The following is an 18,697-nucleotide window of genomic DNA, read 5'->3' as shown; positions in this document are numbered from 1 at the left end:
CGTCGCCGCAAAGGAGCCCCCCATGAACGCCAGCACGGACCTGCTCGTCGATGCCTTCGGGCGTATCCGGGAGAGCGTCGAGGACGCGGTCACCGGGCTCGACCCCGATGAGCTCGGTACCCGCCCCGAGGACGGCGGCAACTCGATCGGCTGGCTGGTCTGGCATCTCACCCGGATCCAGGACGACCACCTCGCCGGGGTGGCCGGCACCGAGCAGATCTGGACGTCGGACGGCTGGTACGACCGCTTCGGCCTCCCCTTCTCCCCCGACGACACCGGCTACGGTCACTCCCCCAAGGACGTGATGGCCGTACGGGACCTGACCGACGAGCTGCTGATGGGCTATCACGGCGCGGTCCACGACAACACCGTGCAGTACCTCGCCGGGGTCGACGACAAGGACATGAAGCGCGTCGTCGACCGCGCCTGGACGCCGCCCGTCACCCTGGGCGTCCGGCTCGTCAGCGTCGTCGCCGACGATCTCCAGCACGCCGGGCAGGCGGCCTATGTGCGGGGCCTGCTCGGCCGTTGAGCACCGGGCCGGGCGGGCCGCCGCGGGCTCACTTCCGGCGGGGCAGGCGGTGCAGTTCCACAGCGGTGAGCCGGCCGGCCGTGATCTCCGCCGTCATGTAGGTGCAGTACGGCTGCCGGCGGCGGTCGGTCGGCGAACCCGGGTTGAGCAGGCGCAGCCGGTCGCCGGCCGTGGAGTCCCAGGGGATGTGACTGTGTCCGAACACCAGCACATCGAGCTCGGGGAACCGTTCGGCACACCGGCGCTCCCGGCCCTGCGCGGGGCCGGTCTCGTGCACCACGCCGAGCCGTACCCCCGCCAGTTCCGCGTACGCCACCTCGGGCAGCCGCGCCCGTAGTTCCGGGCCGTCGTTGTTGCCGTACACCCCGATCAGCCGCCGGGCGCGGTCCGCCAGCAGGTCCAGGGTGGCGGTGTCGACCCAGTCACCGGCGTGCACGACGACATCGGCGCCGGGCACCTCGTCGAGCAGCTGGGGCGGCAGCGCCTTGGCGCGCTTGGGCAGATGGGTGTCGGACAGGAGCAGGAGTCGCACGGGAACTCTCCTCTGGCGTGCTCACGGACGCGGGCCGGGCGGTCAGCGTTCCTGGGCGGTGGGCCGCACGGTCTGACCGACCGTTCGAAGTGCCTCGGGGGCGGCGGCGAGGTCGGCGGTCACCGCGAGGGACGCGCCGCCCTGTGCGCCGATCGCCTCCGCCAGCTCCTCCAGCCGTCCGGTGCGGCGGGCCACCAGCGCGAGGGCGCAGCCCTGCCGGGCGAGCGCCAGGGCGGTGGCGGCACCGATGCCGCTGGAGGCGCCGGTCACCAGCGCCACACTGCCCGTCAGCGGCTTCCGGCCGTCGCCACTGCCCGCCCCGGCGGCGTTCTGGCGTGCCCCGGCGGTGTGCTCGCTCTCTCCGGTGCCCATCCCGTCCCGCTCCTCCCGCTCGGATTCCTCGGCCGGGGTGGCCGCATACACGGTCCGGAAATCCGTACCCCGCCGGGCCGCAGAATTCTCTTCCCCCTCCGGTATCCGTATTCCTCATCTGCCCCACGGGGAAAGCCGGATGGCCGGGAAATGCGGGCCGGCATTTCCCCGGACGCGGTGCGTACGGCCGGACACCGGGTATGACACAGAGAACCCCTTGTGCCCCCGGGAGCTGCTCATGAGGCATACGCATCCCCTGCCCGGCGACATCGGACTCACCCGAATATCCGGCATCACCGGCCGGTTGATCCGCTTCGGACAATGGATCAACGGAGACGGTTTCGCCGACTATCAACACGCCTTTCTCGTCCTGCCCGACGGCCGGCTGCTGGAAGCCGAGCCGGGCGGGGCCGACATCAAACCGCTCTCCGTCTACGACGGCACCGCGGTGTGCTACGTCTGCCCGGAAGGGCTCACCGAAAAGCAGCGCACCGCGATCTGCGCGGCGGCCACCGCCTACGTCGGGGTGCCCTACAGCTTCCTCGACTATCTGGCGATCGCCGCGCACCGCTTCCATCTGCCGCTCCCGGGGCTGCGCCGCTATGTGGCGAGCACCGGGCACATGATCTGCTCCCAACTCGTCGACCAGAGCTATCAGGACGCCGGGGTCCAGCTGTTCGCCGACGGCCGCTGGCCGGGCTATGTGACACCGATGGCCCTGCACAACCTGCTGGCCGACTGACCCCCGCGCGTACATAGCCGACAGCACCCGGAATTCCTCCCGGTAGCGTGGCGGATATCATTGAGGCCACCGGTGCGAGAGGTGACGGGACCATGCGGCAGCAACCCGTTCTTGTCTATGACGGCGACTGCGCCTTCTGTACGTCCTCGGTGCGGTTCGCGGAACGGCGGCTGCGTCCGCGCTGTGCGGCCACGCCCTGGCAGTTCACCGATCTGACGAAGCTCGGCATCAGCCGGCGTCGCGCCGAGCACGAAGTGCTGTGGGTGACGCCGGCCGGTGCGGTGCACGGTGGCGCGCAGGCGGTCGCCAAGCTGCTGCTGAGCGCGCCCCGCGGGTGGCCGGTCGTGGGCGCGTTGCTCACCCTCCCACCCATCCGCTGGGTCGCCCATGGGGTGTACCGGCTGATCGCACGCAACCGGCACCGGATGCCGGGCGGGACGGCGGCCTGTGCGCTGCCGTCCTCCCCCGCCGCCCGGAAGCAGCTGTAGCGGGACGCCGTCAGGTGCCGGGCTTGCGGCCGTAGACGTGGACGTCGTCACCGTTCTTGAGCAGTGACCAGTACTTCTTGGCGTCGTTGCTGCGCATGTTGACGCAGCCGTGCGAGCCGGGTGCCGACCAGACACTGCCGCTGATGGAGTGGAACGCCTGCCCGCCGTCGAAGAACTGGCTGTACGGCATGGGCACGTCGTAGAGGGTCGACACATGGTGCAGATGGCGCCAGTAGATCTTCTTGGCGCCGGTGCGGGTCTCGTAACCGTCGCGGCCCGTACGGACCGGGACCGGCCCGAACACCAGCTTCCCGCCGTCCTGGATCCAGCTGAGCTGGCGGGTCAGGTCGACGCAGGCTATCCGCCCCTTGTTGGTGGGGCAGTGACCCGCCTTGTTGGGGTTGTTCGCGGCCGCGTTCTGCTGTGCCACGACCCGCATCACGCCCCAGGTGACGGGTCCGGCGTAGCCGATGTTCGGGGTGATGCCGTGGCTGGTCTGGAAGGCCCGGATCGCCCGGCAGTCGGCGGCCGACTGCCGGCCGTCGACCCGCAGTCCGAGGAATTTCTCGGCCTGCTTCTGGTAGGGGCCGCGGCTCGCGGTGCACGAAGAGGCGGTGGCGGCCTGAGCCGTGGAGCCGAAGGCCACCGTCAGCGGAACGGTCAGAGCCGTGAGGGCGAGCGCCGCGCCCGCCCGACGACCGGCGCCGGACCGCGGGACACGCAGGTTCAGTCGTCTTTTCATGCCCCGTAGGACTGTTTGCCCGGCCCGCCGGTTGCAGGCGTGACCGACCCGAAATATCTGATACGCGAGAACGCGCCCCCGGTGGGCGGAACGGTGCCCCGCCCACCGGGGAAGCGGGACCGCTACAGCACCACGACCTTCTTCTGGTGGGCGTAGCTGAAGCCGTCGTCGTCGAAGTAGAAGACGGTGACCTTGAGCTTGTCGCCCTTGGCGAAGTGCGAGACGGCGGCCGGGCGCAGGTTCACCAGCGCCGTGTGGTCGCGGTAGTCACAGACCAGCTTGTCGATCTTGACGGTGCCGGCGGCGTTCGTGGTGTCGTGGCCGGTCCCGTTGAGCTTGACCGCCCTGGCCACCAGCTGGTGGTTGATGTCGACGTCACAGGAGTAGGTGACCTTCACTTGCAGGCCGGGCTCGTGCAGCGAGACGCTGTCGATGGCCAGGATGTTGGCCTTGGCGACCGCCGCCGGCGCGGCGGCCAGCACTCCGGCGCCGGCCAGGACCGCTGCGGCCGCGCCGCCGGCGAGACGACGCCGCACACGGGATGACTTCATTGCTGGCTTCCTTCCCCCCGCGCAGCCGCCCCGGTCGAAGACGGCGGAGAAATATCCGCCTGTGCGGGCGACTGCGACAGATGTTCAATTTGACGGCGATCATATGTGATCTCCCCGTACGGCGCCGCGGCTTTTCCGCCATGACGGGGCGACGGGCCGAGGCGGCGAACACGCCCCTCCCGATAACCTTCCGCTGTCGCATCGCCACTTAATGTGCTCATGGCGGACGCTCGCGGCGCCCGCGGACGGCCGCCTTCCCGGGCTCCCCCAGGAGTCACCCCCGACCGGAAGGGACGACGCATGATCACCGATGCAGTGCGTGCGGAGTACGAGAACCGCTTCACCATGTACGACACCGACGGCGACGGCTATCTGACCGCCCAGGACTTCACCGACCGGGCCCGGCTGCTGACGGACGCGGTGGGCGAGCCGGCGGACTCACCCAAGGCGCGGGCGCTGGGTGCCGGGATGCGCCACACCTTCGAGCAGCTCGCCGCGCTGGCGCAGATCGACGCCACGGGACGGCTGAACCGGGAGCAGTTCGTCGGAGCGTTCGCGCGCGCGAGTGCGTCGGGAGCCCTCGCCCGGATCGTGGGCCCGTCGATCGCCGCGACCGTCGCCCTCGCCGACGCCGACGGGGACGGTGTGGTCAGCCGGGAGGACTTCGCGGCGGTGCACCGTGCGGCGGGGTACTCGGCCGCACAGGCGGCGGATGCCTTCGCGGCGCTGGACCGGGACGGCGACGGGCGGCTGCTGGTCGAGTCCTGGCCGGCCGAGTAGGCGAGCGCGGCGGGCGGGGGCACCCAGGGCCCGGCCGCGAGGTCCCGTCCGTCTCTCAGCTGCGGAAGGTCAGTGCGAGGTGCGCCGTCAGCCCCGGGGCGCTCACCGGGGCTTCGCGCAGCCCCAGGTAGCCGTCGGGGCGGATGAGGAACCCTTCGCCGCCCCGCGCCCCGTACATCCGCCGGAACGCATCGAGGCCGTCATGGACGACGGGCAGTGCCAGGCCATCCGTCCGGAGGTGCGGGGCCGCGACCACCCAGGCGCTCAGCTGCCCCTGCGCCCCGCGCCGCGCCGACGCCACCACCTCGTCGTACGGCGCCAGTTGGGCCTCGTCGTCCGCATAGAGCAGCAGTGTGTGGTCCGGGCCGCGCAGCAGGTCGAAGAGGCGGGAGGGGAAGGTGGTGAGGTCGTGGCGGAGGCCGTCGCAGTCCGGTGCCCGGTCACCGGCGGCGGGGCCCCCGGGCGGCTGCCGGTCCGTCCCGACGATCGGGCTGCCGCGGTAGCCGACGAGCAGTTGGGCCTCGCGCCGGATCACCGTCGACGGGTCGTCGGGGTCCGCCTGGACGCCGCTGCCGGCGTGCCGGACCGTCCGCCGCACCACTTCCTCGCCCACCGGACGGCGCTCCGTGTCATAGCTGCCCAGCAGCCCGTCGCTCGCGGCCGACCGCACCGCCAGGGCCACCTTCCAGGCCAGGTTGTAGGCGTCCTGGATACCGGTGTTCATGCCCTGGGCGCCGGTGGGCGGATGAATATGGGCGGCGTCTCCCGCGACGAACACCCGGCCCGCTCCGTAGCAGTCCACCAGGCGGTGGCTGATGCGGAAGACCGAGGACCAGCGGAGCGAGGAGGCCCGGGTGGGCTGCGGTGCGAGCCGGTCGAGGACCGCCTGGATGTGCGGGAGGCCGGGGGCGGGCCCGGCCTCCAGACCGTGCGCCACCTCTTCCTCGTGCGGCGGTTGCGGCAGGGCGAGTTCGGGCGGAACGAGCATGGACATCCGGTAGCGGTTACGGCCCGGCAGCGGGATGCAGACCAGCAGGTCGTCGGTGCGGCCGTCGCTCTGGTGCAGGGCCCGGACCGCGTAGCCGTGGGGCAGCTCCCAGTCCACCTCCACATCCCCCAGCATGTACTCCTCGGGGAAGGAACCGCCCTCGAAGCTCAGCCCGAGACCCTTGCGGACGGCGCTGTGGGCGCCGTCGCATCCGAGGAGGAAGCGGGTGCGGATCCACTCCTGAGCGCCGGACGGCAGCGCAAGGCAGGCCCGCACCTCGTCGGCGTCCTGCGCGAAGCTCACCAGCTCCGTGCCGCGTTCGACGTGGGTTCCCTCGCGCGCGAGCCGTTCGGCAAGGATGCGTTCGGTGGCGTACTGCGGCAGTGCGGCGAAGCGATAGGGCACGTCCGGCGGCAGGGTCAGCTCGATCCGCGCCTGCTCCGCGCCATTGACGTAGATCAGTTGCCCCCGGAGCGGGGCCGCGGCCTCCAGGACCTGCCGCGCCACCCCCATCAGGTCCCAGATCTCCAGCGTCCTGGGCTGGATGCCCACCGCCTTGGCGAACGGCTGCGGGGCGGGCAGCCGGTCGACGATGCGGCAGCGTACGCCGCGCCGCCGCAGTTCGCAGGACGCCGTCAATCCGACCGGGCCCGCACCGACGACCAGGACATCCACATCGGCCATGGCTGCCTCCCGGGGCGGATTCACCCTCCTTTCCAAGGGAACACAGCGCGGTGGGGCTGTCCATTTCCGATGGCCGGGCTGCCCGCCCTCCCCCGACGGAGGGGCCGTTACACCGCTCAGGACCCGTGCGCGGTGCATGCGTACCTCCGCAGCGCGTGTATCGAGTGCGCCGGTTGCGCTCGGCGGACACCCCCCGGCCGAGCAGGTGATCGCCGGCCTTCTGAAGGTCATGCGCCCACGGCCGGAGGGGTGCGCCCCCGCCCGTCTGAACAGGTGCGCCGTGCGCAGGCACGGCCGCGCGCCGACGGCAAGGGGGCAGGCCCGTCCGCGGCGGCGCTACCGCGCGCTCTGCCGATAGCAACTCGGGGCGTGGTTGTCTCTTCCCCGTCGAATTCATGGCGCCGCGCGGAAATCGCGGTTCGAGCACCATTCGAACGCGATACGCCGCACCGGCGCCAGGTTTCCTGAATGACTGCCAGGCAACTGCGCGGCGAGCGACGGGAGTAAAGGCATGCAATTTCCTCAGGTATCGGAATCGACGACCCGGAGTGAATTCCGGGGCTACGGGGCCCGAGGCATCACGGCAGCAGCCGTCCTGCTGGCGGCCGGTGCGCTGAACCTGGTCACCGAGCAGCCCGCCGCGGCCCGGGGCGGGACCTGGGACCGCCTGGCCGGCTGCGAGAGCGGCGGTAACTGGCGTATCGACACCGGGAACGGATTCTCCGGAGGGCTTCAACTCGCCCACTCCACCTGGCACTCGTTCGGCGGCGGCGCCTATGCCTCACGGGCCGCGCGGGCGACCCGGGCCCAGCAGATCCAGGTGGCGCAGCGGGTCCTGGCCCGTCAGGGCTGGGGCGCGTGGCCGGCCTGCTCGGCCTCGCTGGGGCTCAACCCGTCCACCGCACACCGCACTCCACGGAGCACCACGGCCCGTCCCGCACCGCAGCGGCACACCGCTCCGTCGTCCCGCGACCGGGTCCGGCATCCGCAGTCCCATGAGAAGCGCTACAAAGTGGGGCGCCATAGGAGTACCGGCGGCTCGGTCGTCGTCAACGCCGGGGACACCGTGAGCGGAATCGCCTACGCACACGGCTGTGGCTGGCAGGAATTCTACCGGCTGAACCGCCGGGTGATCGGGGCGAATCCGCATCTGATTTTCCCCGGCACACGACTGGCCCTGCCGCACTCCGGCACCCGCTGAGCACCTTCCGGAATTCCCGGCACATCATGACGCAGGCCCCGGGGAATTCCGCCGAAACTCCTTACCCACACCGCGAGATGGCCCGCCGGAGGGGACGGGCCGGCGCGGATAGGGGAGGCGACGGGGTGGGGTGATCCGCTGCCGGAAGTGAGCGGAGGGTCCGTCCGCGACACCGCGGACGGGCCTTCCGCATGACGGACGCGGGGAAGACAGGCCGGCCCTGGGGGCGAACAGGCCACACTCGCCGGGGATGTGGCCGCAGCGCTACGCGGTCGCGTACACCTTGTTGGCGAACTCCGCGATCTCCGCGTCGCTGAGGTTCTTGGCGAGGTTGGCCTCGGTGATCATTCCCACCAGACGGTGGCCGCCCTTGACGTCGATCACCGGCAGCCGCTTGATGTGGTGCTGCTCCATGGTCTGGAGAACCTCACTGGCGCCCGCGTCCGCGTCGATCCAGTGCAGCGTCCCGCCCATGGAACCGGCCTGCACCGTCGCCGGATCGATCCCTTCGGCACAACACGCGATGACGATGTCACGATCGGTGATGAGGCCCGTGAGTCTGTTGTTGTCACCGCAGATGGGCAGGCAGCCGACGTCCAGATCCCGCATCATCTTCGCCGCGTCGTGCAAGGACTCGTGTGCACCCACACAGTGCGCTCCGCCGGACATGATGTCTCGGGCTCGCAACTTGGTGGCCATGATTCCTCCTGTCTCAGGAGCGTGCTTGCATGCCTCGCCTTCGATCACATCACGGATGCCCCCGAGATGCTCACCGGGACGGGCCGGAAAGTCCGGCCGCGGCGGGGCGGGGCCGCCTCCTGGGACGACTGCCGGACCCGGCGCCGTCTCCGGGCGTAGTGTCGGTCCGTGACGACGTCGAATCCTTTCTTCGAGCCGAGTGATCTGCCGTACGAACTGCCGCCCTTCGCGCGGATCCGGAACGATCACTTCCTGCCCGCGTTCACCCGTGGCATGACCGAGCAGCGGGACGAGGTGGCGGCGATCGGCGCCGCTGCAGAGCCGGCGACCTTCGAGAACACCGTGGAGGCGCTGGAGCGCAGCGGTGCGGTGCTGGACCGGGTACGCCGGGTGTTCTTCAACAAGGTGGCGGCGGACACCGACGAGGAGATCCAGGCACTCGAGGTCGAGATCGCGCCCCGGCTGGCCGCCCATGGCGACCTGCTGCTGCTCGACCCCGCGCTGTTCGGCCGGCTGGACGCGCTGTACGAGCAGCGCGGGACACTCGGGCTGGACGAGGAGCAACTGCGGCTGCTGGAACGCCACCACACCCACCGGGTACGGGCCGGGGCCCGGCTCGCCCCCGAGCAGCAGCGGCGGCTGCGCGAGCTGAATGCCGAAATCGCCGCGCTGAGCACCGAGTTCGTGCAGAACCTGCGGGTGGCCACCGCGGCCGCCGCGCTGGTGCTGGACCGGGCCGAGGAGCTCGCCGGTCTGCCCGCGGACCGGATCGCGGCCGCCGCCGAGCAGGCGCAGGCGCTCGGGCACCCCGGCAAGTTCGCGCTCACCCTGAAGAACTTCTCCTGCCAGACCGAACTCGCCGCCCTGGAGGATCCCGCGCTGCGCGAGCGGCTGCTCGCCGCCTCCCTCGGGCGCGGTATCGACAGCAACGGGCCGATCGCCGTCGCCCTGGCCAGGCTGCGCGCCGAGCGCGCCGCACTGCTCGGCTACCCCCATCACGCCGCCTGGGAGGTCGCGGACCGGACCGCCGGCACCACGGAGGCCGTCGAGGAGCTGTTCGGCCGGCTGGTCGCCCCGGCCGTCGCCAACGCCGAGCGGGAGGGCGCGGCGCTGGCCGAGGCGGCGGGGGTGGCGGAGATCGGCGCGGCGGACTGGCAGTACTACTCGGAACGGGTGCGCAAGGAGCGGTTCGACCTCGACGCGGCGGCGCTGCGGCCCTACCTGGAGCTGGACACCGTGCTGCACGACGGCGTCTTCCACGCCGCCGAGCTGGTCCACGGCATCACCTTCACCCGGCGCCCCGATCTGGTCTCGTACCACCCGGACGCCCATGTCTACGAGGTGCACGACGCCGACGGCAGCCCGCTCGGCCTGTACATCGGCGACTTCCACGCCCGCGAGTCCAAGCGGGGCGGCGCCTGGATGGACTCGCTGGTGGCGCAGTCACAGCTGCTGGGACACCGGCCGGTGGTGGTCAACAACCTGAACGTCGCCAAGCCCCCGGCGGGCGAGCCGGTGCTGCTGAGCTGGAGCGAGGTCAACACGCTGTTCCACGAGTTCGGGCATGCCCTGCACGGCCTGTTCTCCGATGTCCGCTATCCGCTGCTGTCCGGCACCCAAGTCCCCCGCGATTTCGTCGAGTTCCCCTCGCAGGTGAACGAAATGTGGGCGGACTGGCCCGAGGTGCTGGCGCATTACGCCCGGCACCACGTGACCGGTGAGCCGATGCCGGCCGAACTCCCCGCCCGGCTGCGCGAAGCGGAGAACTTCGGCGCGGGTTTCCGGATGGTGGAGCACCAGGCCGCCGCGGTGCTGGACTGGGCCTGGCACACCCTGTCCACGGACGGCGACGTGCCGGGCGAGGACGCGGTGGAGGCTTTCGAGACGGCCGCACTGGAGCGTTACGGGCTGGCGATGGCCGCGATCCCGCCGCGCTACCGCACCGGCTACTTCGCCCATATCTTCAGCGACGGTTACGCGGCGGGGTACTACGGCTACCGCTGGGCCGAGGTGCTGGACGCCGACACCGTGCGCTGGTTCCGGGAGAACGGTCGGACGATCCGGGAGAGCGGTGAGATCTTCCGCCGGGAACTCCTCGGCAGGGGCGGCAGCGTCGACCCGCTCGCAGCGTTTCGTGCGGTGGTCGGCCGCGACCCGGAGATCGGGCCGCTGCTGGACCGGCACGGGCTGACGGGCTGACCAGCTGAACCCCCGGGGGTTCAGCTGGTCATGGACCACGGCCGCTCCGTACCGGCGGAGCGGCCGTCGTACCGCCGCGCCGCTCAGCCGGCGACGAAGCGCGGGTGCGGCTCCCCGTGGAGGCGGCCGGGCGGGAGCTTGCGGCCGTAGGCGACCAGCAGCAGATCCTGGGCGGCGCCGTACAGCGGTGTGCCGGTGCCGAAGCACCAGTCGAGGTCGTCGGCGCGGAGCTGGATGCCGCGGAGGTCGACGCCGAAGAACCTGGCCGTCCCCAGGCTGATCTTCTCCAGGAGGAGGCGCACCCGGTCTTCGGGGACCCGCCGGTCAAGTCCCAGGGCGACCGTGATGTCCAGGCCGTGCACCACGTCGTGCCCCAGGGCCCCCGTGATGCCGACGACCGGCGGCTTCCAGGGATGGTGCGCATGCTCCCGGAGGTAGCCGGCGAGTTCGCTCGTCGACGCGGCGGCCGCGTCCCTGCGGGCGCACCGGTCGGTCATCCGGTGGAGATTGCCTCCCGCGCGGACGAGTTCGGCGAGCGTCTTGGGGAGCGAATAGCGGAACCCCATCGACATATGCGCCACGACCTCCCGCACCCGCCACCCCGCGCACAGCGTCGGTGCGTCCCACTGCCCGGCCGGCAAACCGTCCAGCATGGCTGCCAGTTCCCGGCGTTCGGCCGCGATCGCCGCCTTGATCACCATCGGAGTTCTCCTCTCGAACTGCCCCTGGTGTCAAGGATCTTGGCAGCGTCGCCATAAGTCCAAGAGTTGCTGGTTCTGCTCTCCAGAATCACCGGTTATGGATGCCCGAACGGCGGCCGGCGCCGCGCCCGGTCACCAGGCCGTGGGCGCGTAGTCCTTCAGGAAGCAGCCGAACAGATCCTCACCGAGCTCGCCGCGGACGATCGGGTCGTACACCCGGGCCGCTCCGTCGACCAGGTCGAGCGGGGCGTGGAAGCCCTCGTCGGCCAGCCGCATCTTGTCGGGGTGCGGACGTTCGTCGGTGATCCAGCCGGTGTCCACGGCCGTCATGAGGATGCCGTCGGTCTCCAGCATCTCCCGCGCGCTGGTGCGGGTGAGCATGTTCAGCGCCGCCTTGGCCATATTGGTGTGCGGGTGTCCGGCGCCCTTGTAGCCGCGGCTGAACTGGCCCTCCATGGCGGAGACGTTCACCACGTACTTGCGGCGCGCCGATGCCGCCGCCATGGCCGGGCGCAGCTTGCTCACCAGCAGGAACGGGGCGGTCATATTGCACAGCTGAACTTCCAGCAGCTCGACCGGGTCGACCTCGTCCACCTTCTGGATCCAGCTGTTGGTGGCGTGCAGATCCGGTACCAGCCCACCGGCGTCGATCGCGGTGCCCGCCTCGATACGGGCGGGTGTGGCGGAGCCGGTGGTCAGGGCGAGAGCGGTGAGGTCGGCCGCGGTCAGCGCGCCGGAGGTGCCCGCGGCGGCGGGCAGGGCCGCGGGGGCGCCGCTGCCGAAGTGCCCGAGGACGACGGAGGCGGGCAGCTCCCCGGCGGGCAGCGGGGCGGACTCGGCGGCGATCAGCTGACGGTACGCCTCGGGTGACCGGCGGACGGTCTGCGCGGCGTTGTTGATCAGAATGTCCAGCGGGCCTTCGGCGCTCACCGTGTCGGCGAGCGCGATGACCTGGGCCGGGTCCCGCAGGTCGATCCCGACGATCTTCAACCGGTGCAGCCAGTCCGCGCTGTCCGGCATCGCCTTGAAGCGGCGGATGGCGTCGCTCGGGAAGCGGGTGGTGATGGTGGTGTGGGCGCCGTCGCGCAGCAGCCGGAGCGCGATATACATGCCGATCTTGGCCCGGCCGCCGGTGAGCAGGGCGCGGCGGCCGGCGAGGTCGGTGCGAGCATCGCGGCGGGCCCGGTTCTCCTTCGCGCACGGCGGGCAGAGCTGGTGGTAGAAGGCATCGACCTCGACGTAGCGGGTCTTGCAGGTGTAGCAGGACCGGGGCCGCTCCAGGATGCCGGCCAGCTCCGTGCTCACCGAACTGGCGAGGGCCAGGCCCTCGGTCTCGTCGTCGATCCGGTCGGGCGCACCGGTGGCCGTGGCCGCGGTCACCGCCCGGTCGTTGGCGGACTTGGCCGCCCGGCGCTCCTGCCGGCGGCGCTGCTTCACCTTGCGGTAGATGCCGGCGGTGGCGCGCCGTATGGTGATCGCGTCCGGGTGGTCGACGGGCAGCGCGTCGAGCTCCTCCAGCACGCTCAGGCAGACCGCCATCCGCTCCGAGTCGATACCCGTGCCATCGGCCCGGCCTGTTTCGGTCACCGTCATCGCCGCTGCCGCTTTCCTGGGATCGTGTGTTCTATTCAAGCTTCGGCGGAACTGTACTGAGCCGCGGCTGTTGCGCCAAACCCGGTGGGCGGCGCTCGCGCTGGTGAGCGTGGCGCGGGGCGGTGGAGCGGCGCCCGGCCGGTCATGGCCAGGGGCCCGGCGCTCCGCCTGCGCCGGGCCCTCGTCCTGCCCTATCCCGCCGTCCGTCACCGCACCGGGTCGTGCCCCAGCTCGATGTCGAACTCACCGTCTCCGGCGGCCGCCACATGCAGCGGGGTGGCCACCGGCGGGTAGCCGCTGGCGATCAGGGTGTACTCACCGCTGTCGAGGTCGGTGAAGACATACTCCCCGTCCTGCCCGCTGGTGGCGGTGCCCACCACCTGGCCCGCCGGATCCAGCAGGGTCACCCGGGCGTCGTCCACCGGGCTGCCGTGCACCGTGCGTACGGTGCCGCGGATCTGGGCGCCGGGCGTCAGCCGGACCTCGTACCAGTTGCGGTCGCCGGTGGTGACCTCCACCGGGAGCGCGGACGGGCGGTGGCGGGCGGCGCTGACGGCCAGGGTGTAGCTGCCGGGGGCCAGTTCACCGAACGCGAAGCTCCCGTCCTGGCCGGCCACGCCGGATGCCACGACCTCGCCGGTGACATCGGTGGCCACGACGAGCGCGCCGGGCACCGGGTCGTCGCCCTTCTCGTCGCGGACCTCGCCCTCAAGACCGGCCGCGCCGCCGAGGGTCAGGTCGTACGACACCGGCTCGCCGCCCACCACGACGGTCACGGCCTGCGGCTGCCGGGCCCCCGCGGAGCCGATCAGCACATAGCTGCCGGCGCCCGTGGTGGGCAGGGCGTAGCCGCCGTCGGCGGCGGTCGAGGTACGGCCGAGCTGCCGGCCGTCGACGCTGATCAGGGTGACCGCGGCCCGGTCCACCGGCCGGCCGTCACCGTCCCGTACGGTTCCCCGGATCTCCGGCCCGGTGGTGCCGATGCCGCGGTCCGCGGGAGGTGCGGAGGCCGCGGCCCCGGCCGGTACGGCGTCGGCGCCCGGGGCACCGACGGGCCCGGACGGCCCGGACGGCCCGGACGGCCCGGACGGCCCGGACGGCCCGGACGGCCCGGACGGCTCGGACGGCTCGGACGGCTCGGACGGCTGCGAGGTGACCACCGCGTCCTCGGCACCGTTCGCCGCCCCGTCGACGGCGTCCGCCGCCCCACCGGCGGCCTCCGCCGCGGCATCGGCTTCGGCGTCGGCCTCCGCACGGGCCTGGAGCCCGGAGATCTGCCGCAGCGGGACCTCCTTGATGAACCAGATCAGCACGAAGGCCAGGGCGACGACGATCGCCCCCATGAGGAAGACCGTGTGCATCGAGTCCGCGAAGCCGCGCTTGAACGGCTCGGCCAGCCGCGGGTCGAGGTGCTGAATGAACGACGAATCGCTGAGCACGCCGGAGGAGTCCCCGTTGCCGGGGTTCTTGAGCATGTCCAGCACGGGCTTGTTGGCGGGGTCGTGCAGCACCGCGGGGTCATGCAGCGCGGCCTGGAACCGCTCGGTGGGCACCGCGTCCTTGAACGCCGCGGAGATCTTGTCACCGACCGTGCTGAACAGCACCGACAGGAAGATCGCGGTACCGGCGGTGGCGCCCATCTGACGGAAGAACGTGGACGAGGCGGTCGCCACCCCCATGTCCCGCGGCGGCACCGCGTTCTGCACCGCCAGCACCAGCGTCTGCATACAGCCGCCCAGGCCGAGGCCGAAGACCAGCATGTAGATCATGGTCTCCCACAGCGGGGTGTCCCACTGGACCCGGGAGTGGAAGAGCAGCATCGCCGCGATCATCAGCGCGGTCCCGATGATCGGGAAGATCTTGTAGCGGCCGGTCTTGGCGGTGATCTGGCCGGACGCGATCGAGGCGATGAACATGCCCGCCATCAGCGGCAGCATTTCCAGACCCGAGCTGGTGGGGCTGGCGCCCTTCACGATCTGGAGGTACTGCGGGATCATCAGCATCCCGCCGAACATGCCCATACCGATCAGCACGGACAGCACACTGGTCTTGCTGAAGGTGCCGTTGCGGAACAGCCGCATCGGGATCAGCGCGTCGTCGCCGATCCACCGCTCGACGAAGATCCAGGCGATGATGCCGACGCCACCGATCGCATAGCAGGCGATCGACCGGGAGGAGTCCCAGCCCCACTCCCGGCCCTGCTCAGCGACGAGCAGCAGCGGCACCACACCGATGGAGAGGGTGAGCGCCCCCCACCAGTCGATGCGGTGATCGCGCCGGGTGTGCGGAATGTTGAGGACCTTGGCGACCACGAACAGCGCGATGATCCCGATCGGGACGTTGACCAGGAACACCCAGCGCCAGCCGGTGATGCCCAGCAGCTGGTCCTGCCCGGCGAGCGCCCCGCCGATCAGCGGCCCGGCCACACTGGAGGTGGCGAAGGTGCCCAGCATGTAGCCCTGGTAGCGGGCGCGTTCGCGGGGCGGGACGATGTCCCCGATGATCGCCAGCGCCAGCGACATCAGGCCGCCGGCGCCCAGGCCCTGCACCGCCCGGAACGCGGCGAGTTCGGTCATCGAGGTGGAGAAGGTGCACAGCACCGAACCCACCACGAAGATGGTGATCGCGGCCAGGTAGTACGGCTTGCGGCCGTACAGGTCGGACAGCTTGCCGTAGAGCGGCGTGGCGATCGTCGAGGTGATCAGATACGCGGTGGTCGCCCAGGCCTGCTGGCTGAGGCCGTGCAGATCGTCGGCGATGGTCCGGATCGAGGTGCTGACGATGGTCTGGTCGAGCGCGGCGAGGAACATCCCCAGCATCAAACCGCTGAGGATCGTGAGTATCTGACGGTGACTCAGGACTCCTGGTCCGGGTATCTCCCCGGCTCCCGCCCCGGGCGGGGAGGTGGCGGTGCTCATGTACGTAGGTCTCCCTGCTCCACGGTGGCGCCCTGGTCTCCCCCGGGACCCAGCCGTGTGTGTTGTCGTTCTGCCATGTCCTCGTTGAGACGGCCGAGGAGCCGGATCAGGTCGGCCCGGTCCTGGGGTGACCACGGTTCGAGGAGCGCGGCCAGCTCCGCGTCGCGCTGACTGCGGTAGTGCGCGAACGCGGCACGCCCCGCCTCGGTCGCGGCCAGCAGCGACCCGCGGCGGTCCTCCGGGTCCGGGCGACGGGTCACCAGGCCCCGCTCCACCAGCGAGCGCACCTGCCGGCTGACGGTCGACAGGTCGAGGAACGCATCGGCGGCCAGATCGGTCGCCCGCTGGTCCCCGCCGACCACCAGCCGCGCCAGCAGCACCCGGTCGGCGGCACCGCCGTCGCCCTTGGCCCGCTGCTTCCAGGCCGCGATCAGCCGCGAGAAGCGGACGATCTCCGTTCCCAGTCCCGCGGCCGCCTCCGCCAGCCCCGATGAGGCGGTGACCTCCGGGGCAGCCCGGTCGCAGTCATGGACCGTGCCCTTACTCATCGTCGTGATCCTTCGCGGTGCTGTCGTCGACCCGAGTACCTTGCTTGTATCCAGCAAGCATAGCGGCCGGAATCACCCGCTCCGCACCGCCCAACCCCGGGGTACGGGCGCGGGGATGGGGGTGCGGAGGCACTGGTCCGGCCCGTATATGCTCCGCCACGCCCCCTGTACGGGCGGCGCGCGTACACCCGGCGGCGTACGGAAACCGGACAGACCGCCGCCATCCGACCGGCCGGAGACCGTTGTGCACCTTCCCCCTGAACTTCTCGCGCTGCTGCGCCGGCCGAGCGTCTGCTTTCTGGCCACCTCGATGCCCGACGGGTCCCCTCAGCTGACCCAGACCTGGGTCGACACCGACGGCACCCATGTGCTGATCAACAGCGTCCGCAGCCATGTGAAGACCCGGAACATCCAGCGCGACCCCCGGGTGGCCGTCGCGGTCTCCGACCCGGACGACCCCGCGCGCTACTTCCAGGTGCGCGGCCGGGTGGTCGAGACCACGACCGAGGGCGCGGTCGAGCACATCGAGCAGCTCGCGCAGAAGTACCTCGGCAAGGCGTACCCCTGGTACGGGGGCCGCGACGAGGAACGCGTGCTCTTCGTCATCGAGCCGCAGAGCATCAGCGGTACGGGGTGAGGCGCGGCTCCTGAGCGGAGATGGCTCAGATCTCGGGGAAGGCGTCGGGAACGCCGAGCGTCCCCGCCACGGCGCGCCAGATGGCCGCTTGCACGGTGGGGAGGTCGATCCGTGGGTCGCCCAGCATCAGCCGGATGCCGAACCCGTCGCTCAGGGCGAGCAGCAGTGTGCTGGTCGCCTCCACATCGCAGTCGGTGAACTCGCCCGAATCGATGCCCCGCCGGATGGCCGTGCCGATCCAGGTGTGCAGCTGGTCGTACAGGTCGACGGCGAGATGCTGGGCGGTCTCGTCGCGCAGGGCCCGCACCCACAGTTCCTGCCACAGCCGCCAGTCCTGCCGCAGCTCGGGGTCCGTGGGGAGCATGTTGTGCAGGATGCGGGCCAGGACGACGGAGGCGGGCACCGTGTCGGCGTCGCGTTCGAGTTCCGTGCCGGTCTGGGCGAAGGAGTGGGTCATCGCCTCGGTGAAGAGCCGCTCCCGGTTCTCGAAGTGGTAGTGGAGCAGGGCGGTGGACACCCCGGCGTGTTCCGCGACCATCCGCATCCGGATCTTCTCGAAACCGACCTCGGCGATCACTTCGCACGCGGCGGACAGGATCCGCTCCCGCGTTTCGAGAGTGCGTTCGGCCTTGGCCACGTGAGTGCTCCCCGGGTCGGTGTCGGTGTCCTCGGCGGGCCCGGCGGGCCCGTCCGGTCCATCTTCCCGCATCACCGCCTCCGGCTGTCCGTCGCATGGTGCGCTCACCGGTAGTCGTGGAAGCCCCGGCCCGACTTGCGGCCCAGCAGGCCCGCGTCCACCATCCGGGCCAGCAGCGGCGGGGGCGCGTAGCGCGGTTCACGGAACTCCTCGTAGAGCGACTCGGCGATCGCCCGTGTGGTGTCCAGGCCGATCAGGTCGGCCAGCGCGAGCGGGCCCAGCGGGTGGGCGCAGCCCAGCCGCATGCCCCGGTCGACATCGTCCGCCGAGGCCGCACCGGACTCCACCATCCGCACCGCGTCCAGCACGTAGGGGACGAGCAGCGCGTTGACGATGAACCCGGCGCGGTCCGCGGCGCGCACGACCTCCTTGCCCAGGACGTCGGCGGCGAAGGCGCGGGCCCTGCGGGTGGTGTCGTCGCCGGTCAGCAGGGAGGTGACCAGCTCGACGAGCGGCAGCACCGGCACGGGGTTGAAGAAGTGCAGGCCGATGACCCGCTCCGGGCGTGTGGTGGCGGCGGCGAGGCGGATGACGGGAAGCGAGGAGGTGTTGGTCGCCAGGATCGCGTCCGGGCGCCGGACCACCTCGTCGAGCCGGGTGAAGACGGCCAGCTTCGCGGCCTCGTCCTCGGCGACGGCCTCGATGACCAGATCGCGGTCGGCCAGCGTGGCCAGGTCGGTGGTGACGGTGATCCTGGCGAGCGCGGAGTCCCGGTCCCGGGCGGAGAGTTTGCCGGCCGCCGTGGCACGTTCCAGGGAGCCGGTGATCCGGCGGAGTCCGGCGTCCGCGGCGGCCTGGCCGGACTCGACGACGCGTACCTCCCGGCCCGCGCGGGCACATACCTCGGCGATACCGGAGCCCATCAGGCCGCAGCCCACGACCCCGACTCTTTCGACTGCGCTCTCGGACAACGCTCCTCCTCGGCCGGTGTTCCGGGACGTTTCGCGGGTCCCGCCCGGCGGGTGGGTGGCGCCGGGCGGGGTGGGGCGGGGGCCGGTCCGGGTACCCCGGCGTGGTGGGCGGCGTACCCGGCCGGGTTTCAGGAGGCGGTGGGCATCTGCAAGACGCCGGTGCCCCGCTTGACCAGTTCGCC

The 18,697-nt window shown here is 71.4% G+C and carries 19 protein-coding genes; 7 read left to right on the top strand and 12 right to left on the bottom strand.

Translation table 11 applies throughout. The features are described from left to right. Nucleotides 1-22: 22 nt before the first annotated feature. Nucleotides 23-532: a mycothiol transferase gene (locus AC3EUV_RS34625; protein ID WP_432146279.1), complete on the top strand. Its 510-nt coding sequence runs from the start codon at nt 23-25 to the stop codon at nt 530-532. Between the two features lie 28 nt (nt 533-560). Here AC3EUV_RS34625 and AC3EUV_RS34620 read toward each other — a convergent pair whose 3' ends face one another. Together AC3EUV_RS34620 and AC3EUV_RS34615 are read right to left on the bottom strand one after the other, a co-directional pair. Then, the gene (locus AC3EUV_RS34620; protein WP_432146280.1) at nt 561-1,064 is read right to left on the bottom strand and encodes a metallophosphoesterase family protein; all 504 of its coding nucleotides are present in this window, start codon (nt 1,062-1,064) and stop codon (nt 561-563) included. A 42-nt stretch (nt 1,065-1,106) separates the two neighbouring features. Then, nucleotides 1,107-1,487, bottom strand: a complete 381-nt coding sequence (locus AC3EUV_RS34615; protein ID WP_432146281.1) for an SDR family NAD(P)-dependent oxidoreductase — start codon at nt 1,485-1,487, stop codon at nt 1,107-1,109. 187 nt (nt 1,488-1,674) lie between these two features. Between AC3EUV_RS34615 and AC3EUV_RS34610 the strand changes: the two genes are divergently transcribed. Continuing rightward, complete coding sequence (locus tag AC3EUV_RS34610; RefSeq protein ID WP_432146282.1) at nt 1,675-2,178, top strand: C40 family peptidase; 504 nt, start codon at nt 1,675-1,677, stop codon at nt 2,176-2,178. A gap of 92 nt (nt 2,179-2,270) precedes the next feature. Beyond that, nucleotides 2,271-2,666 carry a thiol-disulfide oxidoreductase DCC family protein gene (locus AC3EUV_RS34605; protein ID WP_432146283.1) on the top strand — a complete coding sequence of 132 codons (396 nt, stop codon included), beginning with the start codon at nt 2,271-2,273 and terminating at the stop codon, nt 2,664-2,666. A gap of 10 nt (nt 2,667-2,676) precedes the next feature. On the opposite strand, the gene AC3EUV_RS34600 is transcribed toward AC3EUV_RS34605, so the two are convergent. Both AC3EUV_RS34600 and AC3EUV_RS34595 read right to left on the bottom strand, forming a co-directional pair. Beyond that, on the bottom strand, nt 2,677-3,408 hold the full coding sequence (locus AC3EUV_RS34600; RefSeq protein WP_432146284.1) for a L,D-transpeptidase family protein: 732 nt from the start codon (nt 3,406-3,408) through the stop codon (nt 2,677-2,679). Between the two features lie 122 nt (nt 3,409-3,530). Continuing rightward, on the bottom strand, nt 3,531-3,959 hold the full coding sequence (locus AC3EUV_RS34595; protein WP_432146285.1) for a hypothetical protein: 429 nt from the start codon (nt 3,957-3,959) through the stop codon (nt 3,531-3,533). A 300-nt stretch (nt 3,960-4,259) separates the two neighbouring features. Here AC3EUV_RS34595 and AC3EUV_RS34590 point away from each other — a divergent pair, with 300 nt between their 5' ends. Next, nucleotides 4,260-4,739 (top strand): EF-hand domain-containing protein, encoded by a 480-nt coding sequence (locus AC3EUV_RS34590; RefSeq protein ID WP_432146286.1) that lies wholly within the window; start codon nt 4,260-4,262, stop codon nt 4,737-4,739. 55 nt (nt 4,740-4,794) lie between these two features. On the opposite strand, the gene AC3EUV_RS34585 is transcribed toward AC3EUV_RS34590, so the two are convergent. Beyond that, a complete protein-coding gene (locus tag AC3EUV_RS34585; protein WP_432146287.1) occupies nt 4,795-6,411 on the bottom strand; it encodes an FAD-dependent monooxygenase in 1,617 nt (538 codons plus the stop codon). A gap of 511 nt (nt 6,412-6,922) precedes the next feature. Between AC3EUV_RS34585 and AC3EUV_RS34580 the strand changes: the two genes are divergently transcribed. After that, complete coding sequence (locus AC3EUV_RS34580) at nt 6,923-7,612, top strand: transglycosylase family protein (protein WP_432146288.1); 690 nt, start codon at nt 6,923-6,925, stop codon at nt 7,610-7,612. A gap of 264 nt (nt 7,613-7,876) precedes the next feature. Here the strand turns inward: AC3EUV_RS34580 and AC3EUV_RS34575 are convergent, their stop codons facing one another. Beyond that, nucleotides 7,877-8,311, bottom strand: coding sequence for a CBS domain-containing protein (locus tag AC3EUV_RS34575; RefSeq protein WP_423664908.1), 435 nt, complete (start codon nt 8,309-8,311; stop codon nt 7,877-7,879). 168 nt (nt 8,312-8,479) lie between these two features. Between AC3EUV_RS34575 and AC3EUV_RS34570 the strand changes: the two genes are divergently transcribed. After that, entirely contained in the window at nt 8,480-10,510 is a 2,031-nt protein-coding gene (locus AC3EUV_RS34570) for a M3 family metallopeptidase (RefSeq protein WP_435604634.1), read from the top strand. 83 nt (nt 10,511-10,593) lie between these two features. Here the strand turns inward: AC3EUV_RS34570 and AC3EUV_RS34565 are convergent, their stop codons facing one another. The 4 genes from AC3EUV_RS34565 to AC3EUV_RS34550 all read right to left on the bottom strand — a co-directional run bounded on the left by AC3EUV_RS34565 (nt 10,594) and on the right by AC3EUV_RS34550 (nt 16,270). Further along, complete coding sequence (locus tag AC3EUV_RS34565; protein ID WP_435604633.1) at nt 10,594-11,211, bottom strand: maleylpyruvate isomerase family mycothiol-dependent enzyme; 618 nt, start codon at nt 11,209-11,211, stop codon at nt 10,594-10,596. 132 nt (nt 11,212-11,343) lie between these two features. Continuing rightward, nucleotides 11,344-12,804, bottom strand: coding sequence for an SDR family NAD(P)-dependent oxidoreductase (locus tag AC3EUV_RS34560; RefSeq protein ID WP_435604632.1), 1,461 nt, complete (start codon nt 12,802-12,804; stop codon nt 11,344-11,346). A gap of 206 nt (nt 12,805-13,010) precedes the next feature. Beyond that, nucleotides 13,011-15,722, bottom strand: a complete 2,712-nt coding sequence (locus AC3EUV_RS34555; RefSeq protein WP_435604631.1) for an MFS transporter — start codon at nt 15,720-15,722, stop codon at nt 13,011-13,013. Next, a complete protein-coding gene (locus tag AC3EUV_RS34550; RefSeq protein ID WP_432146293.1) occupies nt 15,719-16,270 on the bottom strand; it encodes a MarR family winged helix-turn-helix transcriptional regulator in 552 nt (183 codons plus the stop codon). Before AC3EUV_RS34550 ends, AC3EUV_RS34555 begins: the two co-directional genes overlap by 4 nt. 244 nt (nt 16,271-16,514) lie before the next feature. Between AC3EUV_RS34550 and AC3EUV_RS34545 the strand changes: the two genes are divergently transcribed. Further along, complete coding sequence (locus AC3EUV_RS34545; protein ID WP_432146294.1) at nt 16,515-16,907, top strand: PPOX class F420-dependent oxidoreductase; 393 nt, start codon at nt 16,515-16,517, stop codon at nt 16,905-16,907. 25 nt (nt 16,908-16,932) lie between these two features. Here the strand turns inward: AC3EUV_RS34545 and AC3EUV_RS34540 are convergent, their stop codons facing one another. Both AC3EUV_RS34540 and AC3EUV_RS34535 read right to left on the bottom strand, forming a co-directional pair. Further along, entirely contained in the window at nt 16,933-17,616 is a 684-nt protein-coding gene (locus AC3EUV_RS34540; RefSeq protein ID WP_432146295.1) for a TetR/AcrR family transcriptional regulator, read from the bottom strand. Between the two features lie 32 nt (nt 17,617-17,648). Continuing rightward, nucleotides 17,649-18,515 carry a 3-hydroxybutyryl-CoA dehydrogenase gene (locus tag AC3EUV_RS34535; RefSeq protein WP_432146296.1) on the bottom strand — a complete coding sequence of 289 codons (867 nt, stop codon included), beginning with the start codon at nt 18,513-18,515 and terminating at the stop codon, nt 17,649-17,651. Nucleotides 18,516-18,697 lie beyond the last annotated feature (182 nt).

The organism is Streptomyces sp. bgisy130 (assembly GCF_057708345.1).
Note: the sequence above shows the minus strand (reverse complement) of the source record. Positions and strands in the feature narration are given on the sequence as shown.